16 protein-coding genes are annotated in these 18644 nt (G+C 61.9%); 9 read left to right on the top strand and 7 right to left on the bottom strand.

Features of this window, described 5'->3' with window-relative positions:
* Positions 1-2: 2 nt before the first annotated feature.
* Positions 3-1364 (bottom strand): ABC transporter permease subunit, encoded by a 1362-nt coding sequence (locus I7X09_RS28335; protein ID WP_442800582.1) that lies wholly within the window; start codon positions 1362-1364, stop codon positions 3-5.
* Between the two features lie 252 nt (positions 1365-1616).
* On the opposite strand from I7X09_RS28335, the gene polA reads away from it, so the two are divergent.
* On the top strand, positions 1617-4364 hold the full coding sequence (polA, locus tag I7X09_RS28330; RefSeq protein ID WP_200314794.1) for a DNA polymerase I: 2748 nt from the start codon (positions 1617-1619) through the stop codon (positions 4362-4364).
* A gap of 75 nt (positions 4365-4439) precedes the next feature.
* On the opposite strand, the gene trxA is transcribed toward polA, so the two are convergent.
* The gene (trxA, locus tag I7X09_RS28325) at positions 4440-4811 is read right to left on the bottom strand and encodes a thioredoxin (protein WP_003944106.1); all 372 of its coding nucleotides are present in this window, start codon (positions 4809-4811) and stop codon (positions 4440-4442) included.
* A gap of 74 nt (positions 4812-4885) precedes the next feature.
* Positions 4886-5881 carry a helix-turn-helix domain-containing protein gene (locus tag I7X09_RS28320; RefSeq protein ID WP_200314792.1) on the bottom strand — a complete coding sequence of 332 codons (996 nt, stop codon included), beginning with the start codon at positions 5879-5881 and terminating at the stop codon, positions 4886-4888.
* Positions 5882-6094: 213 nt separating this feature from the next.
* Between I7X09_RS28320 and I7X09_RS28315 the strand changes: the two genes are divergently transcribed.
* On the top strand, positions 6095-7024 hold the full coding sequence (locus tag I7X09_RS28315) for a DMT family transporter (RefSeq protein ID WP_200314790.1): 930 nt from the start codon (positions 6095-6097) through the stop codon (positions 7022-7024).
* On the opposite strand, the gene I7X09_RS28310 is transcribed toward I7X09_RS28315, so the two are convergent.
* Positions 6969-7544, bottom strand: coding sequence for a 2'-5' RNA ligase family protein (locus I7X09_RS28310; protein WP_172436779.1), 576 nt, complete (start codon positions 7542-7544; stop codon positions 6969-6971). The two genes, I7X09_RS28315 and I7X09_RS28310, sit on opposite strands and share 56 nt — an antisense overlap.
* Between I7X09_RS28310 and I7X09_RS28305 the strand changes: the two genes are divergently transcribed.
* The 4 genes from I7X09_RS28305 to I7X09_RS28290 all read left to right on the top strand — a co-directional run bounded on the left by I7X09_RS28305 (position 7510) and on the right by I7X09_RS28290 (position 11400).
* The gene (locus I7X09_RS28305) at positions 7510-8607 is read left to right on the top strand and encodes an isocitrate/isopropylmalate dehydrogenase family protein (RefSeq protein ID WP_200314788.1); all 1098 of its coding nucleotides are present in this window, start codon (positions 7510-7512) and stop codon (positions 8605-8607) included. The two genes, I7X09_RS28310 and I7X09_RS28305, sit on opposite strands and share 35 nt — an antisense overlap.
* Before the next feature lie 206 nt (positions 8608-8813).
* Complete coding sequence (locus tag I7X09_RS28300) at positions 8814-9686, top strand: ABC transporter substrate-binding protein (protein ID WP_166812442.1); 873 nt, start codon at positions 8814-8816, stop codon at positions 9684-9686.
* Complete coding sequence (locus I7X09_RS28295) at positions 9686-10642, top strand: amino acid ABC transporter permease (protein ID WP_166812387.1); 957 nt, start codon at positions 9686-9688, stop codon at positions 10640-10642. Before I7X09_RS28300 ends, I7X09_RS28295 begins: the two co-directional genes overlap by 1 nt.
* The gene (locus I7X09_RS28290; RefSeq protein ID WP_325100595.1) at positions 10639-11400 is read left to right on the top strand and encodes an amino acid ABC transporter ATP-binding protein; all 762 of its coding nucleotides are present in this window, start codon (positions 10639-10641) and stop codon (positions 11398-11400) included. The genes I7X09_RS28295 and I7X09_RS28290 overlap by 4 nt, the downstream gene beginning before the upstream one ends.
* 3 nt (positions 11401-11403) lie before the next feature.
* Here I7X09_RS28290 and I7X09_RS28285 read toward each other — a convergent pair whose 3' ends face one another.
* On the bottom strand, positions 11404-12249 hold the full coding sequence (locus I7X09_RS28285; protein ID WP_166812388.1) for a class I SAM-dependent methyltransferase: 846 nt from the start codon (positions 12247-12249) through the stop codon (positions 11404-11406).
* 337 nt (positions 12250-12586) lie between these two features.
* Between I7X09_RS28285 and rpsA the strand changes: the two genes are divergently transcribed.
* Positions 12587-14074, top strand: a complete 1488-nt coding sequence (rpsA, locus tag I7X09_RS28280; RefSeq protein WP_019748632.1) for a 30S ribosomal protein S1 — start codon at positions 12587-12589, stop codon at positions 14072-14074.
* Between the two features lie 175 nt (positions 14075-14249).
* Here the strand turns inward: rpsA and I7X09_RS28275 are convergent, their stop codons facing one another.
* A complete protein-coding gene (locus I7X09_RS28275) occupies positions 14250-14465 on the bottom strand; it encodes a hypothetical protein (RefSeq protein WP_003944056.1) in 216 nt (71 codons plus the stop codon).
* 159 nt (positions 14466-14624) lie between these two features.
* On the opposite strand from I7X09_RS28275, the gene coaE reads away from it, so the two are divergent.
* A complete protein-coding gene (gene coaE, locus I7X09_RS28270) occupies positions 14625-15839 on the top strand; it encodes a dephospho-CoA kinase (protein WP_124569809.1) in 1215 nt (404 codons plus the stop codon).
* 4 nt (positions 15840-15843) lie between these two features.
* Here coaE and I7X09_RS28265 read toward each other — a convergent pair whose 3' ends face one another.
* Positions 15844-16362, bottom strand: coding sequence for a DUF402 domain-containing protein (locus I7X09_RS28265; protein ID WP_200314786.1), 519 nt, complete (start codon positions 16360-16362; stop codon positions 15844-15846).
* Positions 16363-16448: 86 nt separating this feature from the next.
* Between I7X09_RS28265 and uvrB the strand changes: the two genes are divergently transcribed.
* Complete coding sequence (uvrB, locus tag I7X09_RS28260) at positions 16449-18611, top strand: excinuclease ABC subunit UvrB (RefSeq protein WP_124569807.1); 2163 nt, start codon at positions 16449-16451, stop codon at positions 18609-18611.
* The last annotated feature ends 33 nt before the right edge of the window (positions 18612-18644 follow it).

Below are 18644 nucleotides of genomic sequence, written 5' to 3'. Positions count from 1 at the left end.
CGTCACCCGATCCTTTGTCTGGATCCGAGGATGCCCTGGGGGCGAACCACGAGGATCACGATCAAGACGAGAAGTCCGCCGATGTATTTGAGGTCGGGGTTGATGATGAGCGTGGAGAGTTGGACCAGAAGTCCGACGATGACGCAGCCGAGTAGCGCCCCGTACGCGGTTCCCAGACCACCGAGGGTGATTCCGGCGAACATGAGCAGCAAGAGTTTGAAGCCCATTTCCCACTGGACGCGTCCGCCGAGTTCGGAGATACCGAACAGCACACCGCCGAGGGCGGCCAATCCGCCGCCGAGACCCCAGACGAACATGATCACGCGTTCGACGTTGATTCCCGAGGACGCGGCGAGGTCACGATTGTCGGAGACAGCGCGCATGGCCTTTCCGATCCGAGTTTTCTGCAGGAGAAGGGCGACGCCGACCAGGACGACCAGACTGACGATCATGACGATCGCGTTGGCGTCGGTCAGTGCGATCGGGCCCCAGTTCTTCTCGACCTGGCCCTGGTAGTCGTCGAACGGTTCGGCGCGGTCGGAGAAGAAGATCAGGATCAAGTAGCGCAGGGAAATCGCGAGACCGATCGAGACCACCAATTGTGCGATCAACCCGGTCTTGCGCTTGCGCAGTGGTTTCCAGACGATCCCGTTGGTCAGCAGGCCGATACCGATGCCGACCAAGATCGCGAGGATCGTGGCCGGAATCAGCGGAACGCCGAAGGACGTGTTGATCACCCACGCAGCAACGGCTCCCAACGTCACCATCTCGCCGTGAGCGAAGTTGGTCAGGCCCGTGGTGCCGTAGATCAGGCTCAAACCCACTCCGGCGATCGCGATCACGAGGCCGAACCGCAGGCCGTCGACCGTCGTGCGAATCAGCTTCTCGCCGAAGCTGACATTCGAGGCGGTACGTACCTCGCCGAACGAGAAGATCACGGTGTTCGCGCGGCCGGCCACCACCTCGCGTTCGACAGCGGCTTGCACACTGACCCCGTCGGGGAGTGTGTCGGCAACGATCTCGAAGGTGTAGGTGCCCGGTGCCACGGCAAGTTCCCAACGGCCGTTGGATGCCGATTCTCCGGTGGCGACTTCGGTGCCGGAAGAATCGAGTGCACGCACGGTGACGCCTGCGAGGCGTGTGCCGCCGTTGTTGAGATTGCCGCTGACGGGGACAGCATTGTCGGGAACCGGTGCTGTCGGTGTTGCGGGTGATGTCGGGGTCGGCGGTGCAGGGGAAGTGGTCGGTTCCTGAGCCGAAGCAGTTCCGGCCAGGCTGAGTAATGCGAAGAACGTCAGTAATGCAAAGGCCAGTAGTCGGCTGAGTGTCGCGAGGGTCTGCCGTGTCACTACGGGTGGGGCCACGTACGTCCTCCGAGCGGGTCGGGAATAGCGCGTCTGGACAAAGGTGCCGCGCAGCAGAGGGATTGTTCCGTTGCTGCGATTTCCGGACTCTAACGGCTCCGTTCGCTTCAGATGGGGTTCTGAGATTTCCGGGATGTTTCGGTTCCGTATCGAAGGGCAATGGCTGCATCAATTGTCCGATTCTTGCGTCTGTTCCTGCATAAACAACGGCGAAGGCGTCGATGTCGGTCGCGATCCCTAGACTGATGAACCGTGAGCCCCGCAACCACAACTCGGTCCAGCACGTCCACCGCTCCAGCCGGCACCACCGGCAAGGCGGACGATCGCCCTCTCTTGATGCTTCTCGACGGGCATTCGTTGGCGTTCCGCGCCTTCTACGCGCTGCCCGCAGAGAACTTCAAGACACATAGTGGTCAGGCCACCAACGCGGTGTACGGCTTCACGTCGATGTTGATCAATCTTCTTCGTGACGAGCAGCCCACCCACTTGGCCGCGGCCTTCGACGTGTCGCGTCAGACGTTTCGCGCCGACCTGTTCCCCGAGTACAAGGCACAGCGCGCGAAGGCTCCGGACGAATTCAAGGGCCAGATCGACATCACCAAGGACGTTCTCGGCGCGCTGGGCATCCCGGTCATGGCCGAGGAAGGTTTCGAAGCCGACGACGTGATCGCCACGTTGACCACGCAGGCGGAGGCACTCGGATACCGGGTTCTCGTCGTGACCGGTGACCGCGACTCGCTGCAGTTGGTGACCGACAACGTCACTGTGCTCTACCCGAAGAAGGGCGTCTCGGAGCTCACCCGATTCACGCCGACTGCGGTAGAGGAGAAGTACAGCCTCAGCCCGTCGCAGTATCCGGATTTTGCTGCCCTGCGCGGCGACCCGAGTGACAACCTCCCCGGCATCCCCGGCGTCGGCGAGAAGACCGCCACCAAGTGGATCCGTGAGTACGGCGACCTGCAGGGACTGGTCGACAACGTGGACAAGGTTCGCGGCAAGGTGGGGGACTCGCTACGCGAGAACCTCGCGAACGTCCTGCTCAACCGTCAGCTCACCGAGATGGTTCGCGACGTTCCGTTGCCGTACACGCCCGAGCAGTTGGTGTTGGCTCCGTGGGACCGCGAGAAGATTCATGCGTTGTTCGACGATCTCGAGTTCAAGGTTCTCCGCGATCGGCTGTTCGCCACCCTGTCGTCGTCCGAGCCCGAAGCAGAGGAAGGGTTCGAGGTCAGCGGCGACGCACTCGCCCCGGGTGCGGTTGCCGCGTGGCTCGACGCCCACGCGCGAACCGGTGAGCGTCACGGCGTGACGGTGCTCGGAACCAGAACTCCGTTTGCCGGCGACGTCACTGCGCTCGCGATCGCGGCCTCGGACGGTGAATGTGCATACATCGCGGCATCGACGGCAACGTCGGAAGACGAAGCAGCTCTAGGTGATTGGCTCGCCGACCCATCGCAGCCGAAGGCCCTGCACGAAGCCAAATGGGCGATCCACGCTCTGCGTGGGCGGGGTTGGACGCTCGGTGGACTGACCAGCGACACCGCTCTGGCCGCATACCTCGTCCGGCCGGGACAGCGCAGCTTCAACCTCGACGACCTCTCGCTCCGCTACCTCAAGCGCGAACTTCGCGCCGAAACATCCGGACAGGAACAGCTTTCACTGCTCGACGACACCGAACAGCTCGATGCCGAAGCGGCCGAGACCGCGATGCTCAGCGCTCAGGCCGTTCTCGACTTGGCAGCTGCGCTGGACACCGAGTTGGAGTCGATCGAGTCCAAGTCGCTGCTCTCCGACATGGAACTGCCGTTGACGATCGAGCTCGCTCAGATAGAGGCCACCGGCATCGCCGTCGACAGCGCGCATCTGCATGATCTTCAGAGCCGTTTCGCCTCCCAGGTCGCCGACGCCGCCAATTCCGCGTACGAGGTGATCGACAAGCAGATCAACCTGGGTTCGCCGAAGCAGTTGCAGGTGGTCTTGTTCGAAGAACTCGACATGCCCAAGACCAAGAAGACGAAGACGGGCTACACCACCGACGCCGAGGCGTTGCAAGGTCTGTTCGACAAGACAGGACACCCGTTCCTCGAACACCTTCTCGCGCACCGTGATGCGACGCGTATGAAGGTGACCGTCGACGGTCTTCTCAAGGCAGTCGCCGAAGACGGTCGCATCCACACGACGTTCAACCAGACGGTTGCCGCAACCGGGCGTCTGTCGTCGACCGATCCGAACTTGCAGAACATCCCGGTGCGAAACGACGCGGGACGCGAGATTCGCGACGGATTCGTAGTCGGGCAGGGTTTCGACGTTCTGCTCACTGCCGACTACAGCCAGATCGAAATGCGCATCATGGCGCACGTGTCAGGCGACGAGGGACTGATCGAGGCATTCAACACCGGTGAGGACCTGCACAGCTTTGTCGGCTCGCGCGCATTCGGTGTACCGATCGAAGAGGTAACACCTGAACTGCGGCGCCGGGTCAAGGCGATGTCTTACGGTCTGGCGTACGGGCTGAGTGCCTACGGTTTGGCGTCGCAGCTGAAGATTTCGACCGAAGAAGCGAAGCAGCAGATGGATGCGTACTTCGCTCGCTTCGGCGGCGTGCGGGATTACCTCCACGCGGTGGTCGAGCAGGCACGTAAGGACGGTTACACCTCGACGCTCTACGGTCGTCGTCGCTACCTGCCGGACCTCAACAGCGACAACCGTCAGCGTCGTGAGGTCGCCGAACGTGCTGCCCTGAATGCGCCGATCCAGGGCACCGCAGCCGACATCATCAAGGTTGCGATGATCAATGTTCAGAAGGCTCTCGCCGACGCCGGATTGAAGTCGCGCATGCTGTTGCAGGTGCACGACGAATTGGTGCTCGAAGTGGTCGCCTCCGAGTTGGAGGAAGTCACCGCACTGGTCAAGGACAAGATGGCCACAGCCATCGAGTTGTCGGTACCCCTGGATGTTTCGGTGGGAACCGGTCGAAGCTGGGACAGCGCGGCTCACTGAGTCGGCTTCAAGACAGTCTGGCCACGAAAAGAGCGCGCTCCGAATCGAATTCGATTCAGAGCGCGCTCTCTTTCGCTATTCAGCTGAAGCGGTCTGCTCTGCGATCTGCTTGCGGACCTCGTCCATGTCGAGTGCCTTGACCTGAGTGACGAGCTCTTCGAGCTGAGCGGCGGGAAGAGCGCCGGCCTGGTTGAACACGAGCACGCCTTCGCGGAAAGCCATGATCGTGGGGATCGAGCGGATGTTGGCGGCCGCAGCGATTCCCTGCTCGGCCTCGGTGTCGACCTTTGCGTGTACGACGTCGGCGTGCTTCTCCGAAGAGGCTTCGAACGTAGGCGCGAACTGGCGGCACGGGCCGCACCAGGAGGCCCAGAAGTCCACGAGGACCACGTCGCTGCCGTTGATCGTTTCGTCGAAGTTCTGCTGGGTGAGTGTCTGGGTGGCCACAGGGGTCCTTTCCATTGTGCGGGCTGTTGGTGTGTGCAACGCCCCGGAACCGCTGATTCTTCCCTGAGCCGTTTTCAGCTTGCGTTCTCGGTCGCCCGAAACGTCCGGCGGTAGGCCTGGGGCGTGGTGCAGCGAAGCCGGATGAAGTGCTGGCGAAGCACGGCGCCGCCGCCGAAACCGACGCGTTCTGCGATGACGTCGACGGAGAGATCCGAATTCTCCAGGAGTTGCTGGGCGGCCAGTACCCGCTGATCACTGAGCCATCGGGCGGGAGTCGTTCCCGTTTCCGCTTGGAAACGGCGGGCAAACGTGCGAGCGGACATGTTCGCTCGGGCCGCGACCATACCGACAGTGAGATCGAGGGCGAGATTCTCCGTCATCCAGTCGAGGAGTGGAGCAAGGGTTGCACTCGGCGTCGAGGTGAGGGGAGTGGCGACGTACTGGGCCTGCCCACCGTCGCGGTGGGGTGGCACCACCATCCGTCTCGCGATGCCGTTGGCCACGCGAGAACCCTGTTCCTTCCGCACGATGTGCAGGCACAAGTCGATTCCTGCCGCAGTGCCTGCGCTGGTGAACACCGGATCCTCGTCCACGTACAGCACGTCCGGATCGACCTTGGCTTCCGGATACGTCTGCGCCAGCCTTTCTGCGTGACGCCAATGCGTCGTGCATCGCTTGCCGTCCAGGAGTCCTGCCGCCCCGAGGACGAACGCTCCGGTGCACAGGCTGGCCACCTTGGCGCCGCGGGCTACAGCCTCACGCAGTTTGACCAACAGGGGATCGACACTCGAGTCGGGACTCGGTGAACACATGTAGGCGTCGCCTGCGTCGTAGGTTCCGCCGGCGGAAACGACGATGAGATCGGCGTCGTCGAGGGAATCGAGGTTGTACGGAACATCGATGGTGTAGCCGAAGCGCGTTCGGATCGGGCCCGGAACAGCGGCGATCAGAGAGAAGTCGTAAGTCGGGAGGCCGTCGTCGGATCGGTCGAAGCCGAATACTTCACATGCCACACCGAGTTCGAACGCCTCGGTCATCGGCATCAGTGGGACCACCACTTTCGCGAGCATCTTTCGAGTGTGACAGAAAAAGGGCGAAGTGGCAGAAAATCGTCCAAGTCTGGCTTTTCTGCCACTATTGCTGTGTCGGACATTCCGTCAGGCTGTACACATGGCAATCATCGTCGTCAGCCTCCTGGTCCTACTGGTCCTGAACGTACTAGCTCTTGCCGGACGCACACCCGACACTCGTCACGATGTCAGTCCGCATGGAGACTTCACCCTTTGAGGGCAAGTCTGGCCATTCAATACACCGCAGCTGCGCTGGTGTGGGGAGCCAGTTTCCTCTTCATGAAGATCGGGCTCGAAGGTCTGTCCTTCACGCAGGTGGTTCTGTGGCGCTTGGTCTTCGGTGCGCTCGCGCTGATTCTCGTGTCAGCGGTCAGCCGGATCGGCCTACCGCGGGAATTTCGCGTCTGGAAGCACATGGCGCTTCTCGCAGCGACGCAATGCATCGTGCCATGGCTGCTGTTCAGTTGGGCGGAGCAGAACATGTCCTCGGGGCTCGCGAGCATCTACAACGCCACCACGCCGCTGATGACAATGGCTGTCTCCCTTGCCTTTCTGCCGGGGGAAACGCTGACGCGATACAAGTCGCTGGGGTTGCTTCTCGGATTCGGTGGAGTGCTGATCGTGTTGGCGCCGTGGAATCTCGGCGTCGCCGGAAGTGTGAGTGCTCAGGTCGCTTGCCTGGGAGCGACTGCGTCGTACGGCATTTCGTTTGTCTACCTCAGACGTTTCGTGCTTCCGCTCGGTGTCGACACTCGTGCGGTCGCGCTTATGCAGATCAGTATCGGCGCTTTCGTGATGGTTCTGGCCTCTCCGATCGTCGCAAGCACGCCGATGCACCTCACGCCGGCAGTTGTCTTGTCGATGATCGCACTGGGCGCACTGGGGACCGGACTCGCATTCATCTGGAACACCAACGTCGTTCGCGGGTGGGGGCCGACAGCGGCGTCCACCGTCACTTACCTCAGTCCAGTGGTGGGCGTCGCGCTCGGCGCAATCGTGTTGGACGAAGGCGTTGGCTGGAATCAGCCGGTTGGTGCGCTGGCGGTGATCGCGGGAATCCTGGTGACCCGACGTGCAACCCGCTCTGTCACAGCGGCGGCGTCAGTAACCATTCCGTCTTCCGTTCACCGTCCCAGCGCCTGATCGCGCCGCTGTGCCCGAGAATCACGTCGGTACCGACCAAGCCGATGGCTTCACCCAGACGTGCAGGTTCGACGCGTCGGGCGAGCGTCACATGCGGCGTCCACCCGCCGGGCTCGACGTGGGCGGGAAGTGCCGTCGAGCCAGCTGTGGCTTCGGCTATTTCCCGGTGCAGGTGAAGGAGCGCGCGCGAAGGAATGACCGAGCGCGCCAAGACCATCTGCTTGCCGCCGAACACGACGTAGCCGCCGAGTCGGACTTCGAAGTCCGGGGCCGAGAAGCGCCGTTTCAACTGTTCGTCGATCTCCGCGGGGATCTCGCGGGCGACGAACAGCGTTATGTGCGGGCGGTTGGACGGGCCGTGATGGGACGCCTGACTTGGTAGTCCGGCGTCGGCGAGAAGCTGCCATTGTGCTCGGACTGCCGACTCGCTCGCCGGATCGAGGAGCAATTCCACCGACTGGACCATGGTGAGCAATGATTGCCTGATGACAGGTGCGAGCGCAATCGGTACTCCGGCCATGCGGCTGGGACTCATGCACGGCGACGGAATCGGCCACGAAATCGTCCCGGCGACACGGCAGATCGTGGATGCGGCGCTGTCATCGGTTCATGCTCCTCCCGTCGAGTGGGTCGAGCTTCCGCTCGGGAATGCAGCCATCGACACTCATGGCACGCCGATTCCCGACGAGACCATCGATGCGTTGGGGCAGCTGCAGGGCTGGATCCTCGGACCCCATGACAGCGCGTCGTATCCCGAGAGGTTTCGCGGACAACTCACCCCCGGTGGCGTCATCCGGAAGAAGTTCGAGTTGTTCGCGAACATCCGACCGGCAGCAGCGTTCCCCGGCGTCAAGGCGATGGTCCCCGACATGGATCTGGTGATCGTCCGCGAGAACACCGAGGGGTTGTACGCGGATCGGAACATGGCGGTCGGCAGCGGCGAATTCATGCCGACGCCCGACATCGCGCTGGCCGTCGGTGTGTTCACCCGCAGTGCGTGTGAACGGATCGCACGCACTGCCTTCGCGTTGGCGTCGCGTCGGCGCAGTCACGTCACGATCGTCCACAAGGCGAACGTCCTCACGCTGACCACCGGCCTCTTCCGCGACGCCTGCAGAACCGTCGCCGCAGAGTTCCCACACGTGGTCGTCGACGACGAGCACGTCGACGCGATGGCGGCGCACCTGGTTCGGCGCGGCGGCGACTTCGATGTCGTGGTGACCGAAAACATGTTCGGCGACATTCTGTCCGATCTGGCGGGCGAGCTGTCCGGTTCACTCGGAACCGCGCCGTCGATCAACGCTTCCGAGACACAGGTCATGGCTCAGGCTGCGCATGGTGCAGCACCCGACATCGCCGGGAAGAACCGGGCGAACCCGACGGCACTGTTCCTCTCCAGCGCGATGATGCTCGACTGGCTCGGTGATGCACGGGGAGATCGGTTGTTGTCTGCGGCAGCACGCCGGATTTCAGATGCCGTTCGCACGACCATCGCGTCGGGCATCGCGACCGCCGACCTCGGCGGTTTGGCATCGACCAGCGAATTTTCCGAAGTCGTGTACGCACACACTCTGCGTCGCTGATTCTTGTACGACAGGCCGGAATCTTGCGAAGTCGGCGACGGTGGAACTCCTGCCGTAACCTACCGTTCGACTGAATTTCGGATGGACGTTGCAAGTGCGGCGATCGACGAGTGGAGAGCAGAGTCGTGGTCGATGAAAACGCACGGGCACCAAGGCCTCGTGGCGTGAGTTATGGCTCGAGCAGCGGCGGGCGTTTGCGCGCCAACGTGGTGCGAGTCCTGTTGGTGGGCTTGATCGTCGCACTGTGCGGCGGATGTGTCACCAACAACGAGGGTCTCGTTCCCGAAGGACCGCCGCTCGATATCCAGAAGGTGCCCGAGATCGCCGCACTTCTGCCGCCCAAGGTCACGGATTCGGGCAAGCTGCAGGTCGGCGTCAACATTCCGTACGCCCCAAACGAATTCAAAGACGAGAATGGCAAGATCGTCGGTTTCGACGTCGACCTGATGAATGCCGTTGCCGCCGTGCTCGGGGTCGAAGCTGTCTTCAACCAAGCCGACTTCGACAAGATCATCCCCGCTATCCAGTCTGGAAGTTACGACCTCGGCATGTCCTCGTTCACCGACTCCAAGGAGCGCGAGAAGACGGTCGACTTCGTCACGTACTACAGCGCGGGTATCCAGTGGGCGCAACGGCCGGACAAGCCAGTCGATCCGAACAACGCATGCGGGCTGCGAGTGGCGGTGCAGACCACGACCACCGAGGACATCGACGAGGTGCCTGCCAAGAGCGAGGCATGCGTGGCCGAGGGCAAGCCCCCGATCGACAAGATCAAGTACGACAGCCAGGACGACGCGGCCAACGCGCTCATTCTCGGTCGAGTCGACGCGCTGTCCGCTGATTCGCCAGTGACCGGCTATGCGATCAAACGGAGCAAGGGCCGGATGGAAGCTGCGGGAGAACCCTTTGATTCGGCGCCTTACGGCTGGCCGATCGTGAAGGGTTCCGCCCTTGGACCCGCCCTGCAGCAGGCAATGCAGTATCTGATCGACAACGGCGTCTATCAACAGATCGCGCAGACCTGGAGTGTCGAGGCCGGCGTCATCGAAGTATCCAAGATCAACGGCGCGGAGAGCTGATGAACATGACAACAACTGAGACCGGCGATCCGGTGCCGATCAAGGCGATCCCACTACGTAGGCCTGGTCGTTGGATCGCCGCGGTGGTCGTCGTGGTCCTCTTCGGACTCTTCGTTTACGGCGCGGCGACCAACGAAGCATTTGCGTGGGGGACTTACGGTCAGTACTTGTTCGACAAACGTATTTCCGCAGGTGCGTGGACAACGATCCAGCTCACGGTGCTGGCAATGGTGATCGCAATCGTCCTCGGCGTGATTCTGGCAGTGATGCGACTCTCTCCCAATCCGGTGCTTCGCGCCGCTGCCTGGGGTTATCTGTGGATCTTTCGCGGCACCCCGGTGTACGTCCAGTTGGTCTTCTGGGGCTTGTTTCCGTCGATCTACAAGAGCATCGATCTCGGCATCCCCTTCGTGCATCAGTTCGCGCACATCAATCTCCAGGACTTGCAGGCAGCGTTTCTGTTTGCGGTGATCGGTTTGGCATTGAACGAGGCCGCCTACATGGCCGAGATCGTCCGTGCCGGCGTGAGTTCGGTCAACGAGGGCCAGACCGAAGCATCTGTTGCATTGGGTATGACGTGGAGTCAGACGATGCGTCGAACGGTGCTGCCGCAGGCAATGCGCGTGATTATCCCGCCGACCGGCAACGAAGTGATCAGCATGCTCAAGACGACATCGCTGGTGACGGCGGTCCCTTACAGCTACGAGCTGTACGGCCGCGCGCGTGACATATCGGGCGCGAACTTCGAGCCGATTCCGTTGTTGATGGTCGCAGCTACGTGGTATCTCGCAATCACCAGCGTGCTCATGATCGGGCAGTACTACGTCGAGCGGCATTACTCGAAGGGCGCTTCACGTGTGCTGACCACGCGCCAACTTCAGGCACTCGCCGACGCTCAAGGCAAAGCTACGGTAGTGGAAACGCTTCCGGATACCCCCGGAGGAGAACGCAAATGACACCGATGGTGAAAGCAGACCGAGTTTGTAAGAACTTCGGCGCAGTGGAGGTCCTGAAAGGGATCTCGCTCGAGATCGACCCCGGCCAGGTCCTGTGCCTCGTCGGGCCGTCCGGTTCGGGCAAGTCGACGTTCTTGCGCTGCATCAATCACCTCGAGCAGGTCAACGCCGGCCGACTGTACGTCGACGGCGACCTGGTGGGCTACTCGGAGAAGAACGGCAAACTGTACGAACTGCACCCACGAGCAGCGGCCAAACAACGCCGCGACATCGGGATGGTGTTTCAGCACTTCAATCTGTTTCCGCACCGCACCGCTCTCGAGAACATCATCGAAGCGCCGACGCAGGTCAAGCGCGTCAGTAAGAAGAAGGCCGTCGAACGCGCGAAGGATCTCCTCGATCAGGTCGGGTTGAGCGCCAAAGCCAACGCCTACCCGGCCCAGTTGTCGGGCGGTCAGCAGCAAAGAGTTGCCATCGCTCGCGCTCTCGCGATGGACCCGAAGCTCATGCTGTTCGACGAGCCGACGTCCGCGCTCGACCCCGAACTCGTCGGTGAAGTTCTCACCGTGATGAAGCAGTTGGCCAAAGAAGGCATGACGATGGTGGTCGTCACCCACGAGATGGGTTTCGCCCGCGAGGTCGCAGACCAGTTGGTGTTCATGGACGGGGGAGTTGTGGTCGAGGCAGGCGAGCCGCGGGAACTCCTGGCCAATCCGCAGCACGATCGGACCAAGGCGTTCCTGTCGAAGCTGCTGTAGCCGTCAGGGTTTGACGGCGCTGAAAATTGCAGTGCCCGGAAAGAGTTGGCCGCGCAGGGGACTCCACTGTCCCCATTCGCGGTCCAACCACTCCGGCCATTCGGGCTCGATGATGTCGCGGACCTGGAGTCCGGCCGCGACGATCTCGCGAACCCGGTCGCCGATGGTGCGGTGATGCTCGACGTAGGTGGGGACTCCGTTGTCGTCGACCTCGACGTACGGGGTGCGGTCGAAGTAGGGGAGGGTCGCGGTCAAGCCCTTTGGCCCGGGATCGTCGGGGAAGATCCATCGGATCGGATGGTTGACGGCAAAGACCCACGATCCGCCGGGCCGCAGAACCCGGGCGACTTCGTTCATCACCTGCTGCGAATCGGCCACGAACGGCACAGCACCGAACGCCGAGCAGGCGATGTCGAAACTCTCGTCGGCGAACGGCAGGAGTTCTGCACTCGCCTGAATCAACGGGACTGCCGGTCCGCCGGCATTCATCGCGTCCTGCCCGCGGGCGAGCATCCCCATCGAGATGTCGAGACCGACAGCCCGAGCACCGTGTCCGGCGAGCCATCGGGCGCACGGCGCCGAGCCGCAACCCACTTCCAATATGTCTTTGTCGACTATGTCGCCGAGCAGGTGGTGATCGCCCTCGTGCAGCCCTTCGGGGCACCAGACGAATTCACCTTCGGCGCTGTTCACGCCCAGAAACTCGCCGTGGGTTCGGTGGTAATCGTCGGCGTCGGCGTCCCACCACGCACGGCTGGCGCGGTCGCTGGCACTCGAATCGACACGGACCCGGCCGACGCCGCTGGTACCGAGAATGGAATTGGCGGCGGCATGGCGCTCGTCAGACATGAACAACACAGTAGAACGGGTGACGCGGGCGCAGGGTACCCGGGTTTGCCCGGCAAGATAGCCGACGCGTAGTCTTACTCACGCGAGTGTCTGTCATCCGACCGATTGTCTATACGAGATCTTTACCAAGGTCTCGGAATCAGTCGGACCGAGAGAGCTCGCGGTGCGCTTCCGCGGTGTGGAATGTGATCCGGTATTCGGTTGTTCGTAATTGATGCAGCTGGGTACTTCGATCAAGTACTTCACAAAGTACTTCCAACATTTGTACGCCACAGTTGCGCATCTCGTCCGACAAAATCCATCAACCGACCACAACTCGTCCGGAGCAATTCAACATATGCCCTCCACAACCGTCACCTCGCCGCAGGTTGCCATTAACGACATTGGCTCCGCCGAGGACTTCCTCGCCGCCATCGATGCCACGATCAAGTACTTCAACGATGGTGACATCGTCGAAGGAACCATCGTCAAGGTCGACCGCGACGAGGTTCTGCTCGACATCGGTTACAAGACCGAAGGCGTCATCCCTTCTCGTGAGCTCTCCATCAAGCACGACGTCGACCCCAACGAGGTCGTCTCCGTGGGAGATGCGGTCGAGGCTCTCGTCCTCACCAAGGAGGACAAAGAAGGTCGACTGATCCTGTCGAAGAAGCGCGCTCAGTACGAGCGTGCCTGGGGCACCATCGAGGAGCTCAAGGAGAAGGACGAGGCCGTCAAGGGCACCGTCATCGAGGTCGTCAAGGGCGGCCTCATCCTTGACATCGGTCTTCGTGGCTTCCTCCCCGCTTCGCTCGTCGAAATGCGTCGCGTCCGCGACCTCCAGCCGTACGTCGGCAAGGAGATCGAGGCCAAGATCATCGAGCTCGACAAGAACCGCAACAACGTGGTCCTGTCGCGCCGTGCATGGCTCGAGCAGACTCAGTCCGAGGTTCGCAGCGAATTCCTGCACCAGCTCCAGAAGGGCCAGGTCCGCAAGGGCGTCGTGTCCTCCATCGTCAACTTCGGTGCATTCGTGGACCTGGGCGGCGTAGACGGTCTGGTTCACGTTTCCGAGCTGTCTTGGAAGCACATCGATCACCCGTCCGAGGTTGTCGAGGTCGGCACCGAGGTCACCGTCGAGGTTCTCGACGTCGACCTGGACCGCGAGCGCGTCTCCCTGTCGCTCAAGGCAACGCAGGAAGACCCGTGGCGTCAGTTCGCCCGCACGCACGCCATCGGCCAGATCGTGCCCGGCAAGGTCACGAAGCTGGTTCCGTTCGGTGCATTCGTGCGCGTCGAAGAGGGAATCGAAGGCCTCGTTCACATCTCGGAGCTCGCTGAGCGCCACGTCGAGGTTCCGGACCAGGTTGTCGGCGTCGGCGACGATGCCCTCGTCAAGGTCATCGACATCGACCTCGAGCGTCGTCGTATCTCGCTGTCGCTGAAGCAGGCCAACGAGGATTACAACGCCGAGTTCGATCCGTCCAAGTACGGCATGGCCGACTCGTACGACGAGCAGGGCAACTACATCTTCCCCGAGGGCTTCGATCCCGAGACCAACGAATGGCTCGAGGGCTTCGACAAGCAGCGTGAAGAGTGGGAGAACCGCTACGCCGAGGCTGAGCGTCGCCACAAGATGCACACCACTCAGATGGAGAAGACCGCTGCAGACGAGGCCGCTGAGGCTGCCACCGCTGCTGCCGGCTACTCCTCGGAGACGGCTGCTGCAGATGATGCTGAGGCTCCGGCTGCTGCCGGCTCCGCTCCGGCAGAGTCCGCTGGCGGATCGCTCGCCAGCGATGCACAGCTCGCCGCACTTCGCGAGAAGCTGTCGGGCAACGCATAAGGATTACCGCTTGATCTGATCAAGCGAGATCTGTGAAGAACCCCGCCCCTGCACGTGCAGGGGCGGGGTTCTTTTCTCTGTCAAGTGTCACTTGCACACAAAGAATTCAGTGAGTGAACACAAAAATGACCGGCACCGAAGGGTTGCCGGTCATTTTGTACTTCGTGAAGAGAACTCAGTTTGCGGGAGCAGGCACCCAGTAGGTGGCGGTCGCTTCGGCTGTGCGCTTACGCATCGACGCGAAGCTGTGTCGGCCTTGGCTCACGAGCATCGTGAACCACGTACGACGGTGCTCTGCCAGGGCAAAAGCAACTTCGGGAAACTCTATGCAGTGCACGCCGTTCGGCATTCCGAGGCGGTGCTGACCGTGATGGTCGCGATCTGCTCGCATGGCGTCCACTTTCTCGAGAAGGTGCAGGTACAGGTGCGTTCGCTAGAACATAACCGCACAGTCACCGAAATTGTGGTATTTGAGCCTCGAATGCCCCGGCGTGTTCGATCGGTAGGCGTGTCTCGATCTCTCGGGCGCGGAGATGAGAGACTGTCGAGTGTGTTGAGAGTAGGCCTCACTGGAGGCATCGGAGCCGGTAAGTCGACAGTGTCGAAAATCCTCAGCGAACTGGGAGCCGTCATCGTCGATGCCGACCTGATCGCCCGAGAAGTGGTCGAGCCCGGCACTCCTGGCCTTGCCGCTCTGGTCGATGCATTCGGCGACGGGATTCTGTCCGAGGACGGCAGCCTCAACAGACCTGCGCTGGCCTCGTTGGCGTTTGCCGACGACACATCGCGCGGCACTCTCAACGGCATCCTCCACCCGTTGATCGGTACGCGGACGATGGAGCAGATCTCGTCTGCGCCGTCCGATGCAGTGCTCGTTCAAGACATTCCGCTGTTGGTCGAGGGTTCGATGGCGCCGGCATTCAATCTGGTCGTCATCGTCTACGTCGACGAGGAGGAACGAGTTCGACGTTTGGTGGGCTCGCGCGGCATGCCGGAGTCCGACGCTCGTGCGCGAATCGCAGCGCAGGCAAACGACGATCAGCGTCGTGCTGTTGCCGACGTGTGGCTCGACAACAGCGGAGAGCCGGGTTCACTCGACGACGTGGTCCGCGATCTGTGGGCGAATCGACTTGTACCTTTCGAGAAGAACCTCCGCGAGGGCACGGTAGTACGCGCACTGCCGGAGCTGACTCCAGCCGACCCGTCGTGGCCGGCACAGGCCGAACGAATCATCGGCCGGTTGTCGCTGGCTTCCGGTGACCGCGCGCTCCGTATCGATCACATCGGGTCGACCGCAGTGCCGGGTCTCGATGCCAAGGACGTGATCGACATTCAGATCACCGTCGAGCACCTCGGTGTTGCCGACGACCTCGCGGAAGATCTGGCGGCTGCCGGGTTCCCCCGGATCGAGCACATCGTCGCCGACGACCCGAAACCGTCGTACCTCGGCGGCGAGACCGATCCGGCGGTGTGGGCAAAGCGGATTCACGGCAGTGCCGATCCAGGGCGTCGCGCGAACATCCATATTCGGGTGGACGGTTGGCCCGGTCAGCAGTTCGCGATCCTCTTCCGCGACTGGCTTCGCGCCGATCCGTCGGCGCGTGCCGAGTACGCCGAACTCAAGGTCAAGGCAGCCGAGAGTGCCGCAGGCATCGACGACTACGCCTCGGCGATCGACGCCTACCTGGGAGTCAAGACCCCGTGGTTCGACGCCGCCTTCCACCGGGCGTGGGAGTGGGCCGAGAAATCAGGCTGGTCGCTCTGACCGCTCAGCGCCACGTGACCGGCATTCCCAACGCGCCCAGCCAGGCGTCGAGGTGGTGACCGTGGGCGGCGATGCCGTCGATTGCCCGCGCGGCATTCAACATTGCGCGTTCCGAGGTCTTCAGGTCGAGAATCCCGGCGGTGTTCGCCTCGAGAAGTTCGTCGACGTCAAGTAATTCGATGCTGTGTCCGGTCTGCACGACCAGGTCGAGGTAATGGTCCTCTGAGGTCCACACATGCTCGCCGCGGGTGAATTCGCCGATGTCGACGTAGAAGTCCCAGTCACGGACGTGCTCGGGTGTGAAGTGGAGTATCGATGCTCGAATTCCGAGTTCGGGGATGATCCAGGACTCCAGGTAGTGAAACTGGGGATGGTCGGCGTGGCGCGCCATGTACAGCCCCCACGGTTTCTCGCGGTAGTGCTCGACCGGGCGAACGAAACCCTTGGGATCGACGTTGGTGCGAGCTGCGATGTCGAAGGTTTCGACCTTCGGTCGGTGAATGTGGGGACGTTCGTCGCTCATGATCGATGAACCTACCGCCGAACTGCGTTTTCGGCTGAACGCGGACGAGCAGGCATTGTGTCGGTGGGTGCGCTTACCCTGGTTTCATGGCGTTTGCTTCCGAACATCCCGTGGTCGCGCATTCCGAGTTTCGGCCGGTTGGTGACATCGAGCGCTCAGACGCGCGCTTCGAGGTCGTCAGCCCGTACGAACCGGCCGGCGATCAGCCGGCGGCCATCGCCGAACTGGAAAAACGGATCAACGAGGGGGAGAAGGACGTTGTCCTCCTTGGTGCGACCGGTACCGGTAAGTCGGCCACGACTGCGTGGTTGATCGAGAAGCTGCAACGCCCGGCTCTGGTGATGGCCCCGAACAAGACCTTGGCGGCTCAGCTCGCGAACGAGTTGCGGGAAATGCTCCCCAACAATGCGGTCGAGTACTTCGTCTCGTACTACGACTATTACCAACCCGAGGCGTACATCGCCCAGACGGACACTTACATCGAGAAGGATTCGTCCATCAACGACGATGTCGAGCGGCTCCGTCACTCGGCAACGTCCAGCCTTCTGTCACGACGGGATGTGGTCGTGGTGGCCTCGGTCTCGTGCATTTACGGCCTCGGTACTCCGCAGTCGTATCTCGATCGCTCGATTCAGCTCGACGTCGGTGTCGAGGTACCACGCGATGCGTTCCTGCGCCTGCTCGTCGATGTCCAGTACAACCGCAACGACATGGCGTTCACACGAGGTTCGTTCCGCGTGCGCGGCGACACGGTCGAGATCATTCCGTCGTACGAAGAGTTGGCAGTTCGCATCGAATTCTTCGGCGACGAGATCGAGGCGCTGTACTACCTCCATCCATTGACCGGGGACATCGTTCGCCAGGTCGATACGGTCCGAATCTTCCCGGCGACGCACTACGTCGCCGGCCCTGAACGCATGGAGCGTGCGGCCAAGGACATCGAGGCGGAACTCGAAGAGCGACTCGCCGAACTCGAAGGCAAGGGCAAGCTCCTCGAAGCGCAGCGTCTGCGCATGCGAACGCAGTACGACCTCGAGATGATCAAACAGGTCGGATTCTGCTCCGGCATCGAGAACTACTCGCGGCACATCGACGGCCGTGGCCCTGGAACCGCCCCCGCAACTCTGATCGACTATTTCCCCGAAGATTTCCTTCTGGTCATCGACGAGTCACATGTGACCGTTCCGCAGATCGGCGCCATGTACGAGGGCGATATGTCGCGCAAGCGCAACCTGGTCGAGTTCGGATTCCGGTTGCCGTCGGCAACTGACAACCGCCCTTTGACCTGGGAAGAATTCAGTCAGCGGATCGGTCAGACCGTCTACTTGTCGGCGACACCCGGTAAGTACGAGCTCGGCCAGTCAGGCGGTGAGTTCGTCGAGCAGGTGATTCGCCCGACCGGATTGATCGATCCTGAGGTCATCGTCAAACCGACCAAGGGACAGATCGACGATCTCGTTCACGAAATCCGCGAGCGAGCGGAACGCGACGAGCGTGTGCTGGTCACGACGTTGACCAAGAAGATGTCGGAAGATCTGACCGATTACCTTCTCGAACTCGGTATTCGCGTCCGATACTTGCACTCGGATATCGATACGCTCCGACGAGTCGAGTTGCTCCGGCAGCTCCGCCTGGGGGAGTACGACGTGCTGGTCGGCATCAACCTCCTTCGTGAGGGACTCGACCTTCCCGAGGTGTCGTTGGTCGCGATTCTCGATGCCGACAAGGAAGGCTTCCTGCGTAGCTCCACCAGTCTCATTCAGACGATCGGTCGAGCGGCTCGAAATGTGTCCGGTCAAGTGCACATGTATGCGGACAAGATCACCGCGTCCATGGCGCAAGCCATCGAGGAAACCGAGCGACGACGCGAGAAGCAGGTCGCCTACAACGAGAAGATGGGCGTCGACCCACAACCTCTACGCAAGAAGATCGCGGACATTCTCGATCAAGTGTACGAGGAGGCAGAGGACACTGCTGCGTCCGTGGACGTCGGTGGTTCGGGTCGCAACGCGACGCGTGGTCGGCGTGCGCAGGGTGAGGCCGGTCGTGCGGTCAGTGCCGGTGTGTACGAGGGGCGCGACACCAAATCGATGCCTCGCGCCGAATTGGCAGATCTGGTCAAGGAACTCACCGATCAGATGATGAACGCTGCACGCGACCTTCAGTTCGAGTTGGCTGGGCGATTGCGAGACGAAATCTCGGATTTGAAGAAGGAGCTCCGAGGGATGGACGCCGCGGGTCTCAAGTAGGTCGCCTCGCGTGCGTTCGTGCTCTCGACCGCT

This window comes from Rhodococcus sp. P-2 (assembly GCF_016598535.1).
Lineage (GTDB): Bacteria > Actinomycetota > Actinomycetes > Mycobacteriales > Mycobacteriaceae > Rhodococcus_F > Rhodococcus_F baikonurensis.
The sequence above is the reverse complement of the archived record's forward strand: the minus strand, read 5'-3'. Positions and strand labels throughout refer to the sequence as shown.

Bases quoted from the DNA above. Each gene is read 5' to 3' on its own strand.
- I7X09_RS28290 (WP_325100595.1), top strand. From the start codon at position 10,639: ATGACACCGATGGTGAAAGCAGACCGAGTTTGTAAGAACTTCGGCGCA.
- rpsA (WP_019748632.1), top strand. From the start codon at position 12,587: ATGCCCTCCACAACCGTCACCTCGCCGCAGGTTGCCATTAACGACATT.
- I7X09_RS28295 (WP_166812387.1), top strand. From the start codon at position 9,686: ATGAACATGACAACAACTGAGACCGGCGATCCGGTGCCGATCAAGGCG.
- uvrB (WP_124569807.1), top strand. From the start codon at position 16,449: ATGGCGTTTGCTTCCGAACATCCCGTGGTCGCGCATTCCGAGTTTCGG.
- I7X09_RS28285 (WP_166812388.1), bottom strand. From the start codon at position 12,249: ATGTCTGACGAGCGCCATGCCGCCGCCAATTCCATTCTCGGTACCAGC.
- I7X09_RS28275 (WP_003944056.1), bottom strand. From the start codon at position 14,465: ATGCGAGCAGATCGCGACCATCACGGTCAGCACCGCCTCGGAATGCCG.
- I7X09_RS28320 (WP_200314792.1), bottom strand. From the start codon at position 5,881: ATGCTCGCGAAAGTGGTGGTCCCACTGATGCCGATGACCGAGGCGTTC.
- I7X09_RS28265 (WP_200314786.1), bottom strand. From the start codon at position 16,362: ATGAGCGACGAACGTCCCCACATTCACCGACCGAAGGTCGAAACCTTC.
- I7X09_RS28305 (WP_200314788.1), top strand. From the start codon at position 7,510: ATGACAGGTGCGAGCGCAATCGGTACTCCGGCCATGCGGCTGGGACTC.
- I7X09_RS28310 (WP_172436779.1), bottom strand. From the start codon at position 7,544: ATGGCCGGAGTACCGATTGCGCTCGCACCTGTCATCAGGCAATCATTG.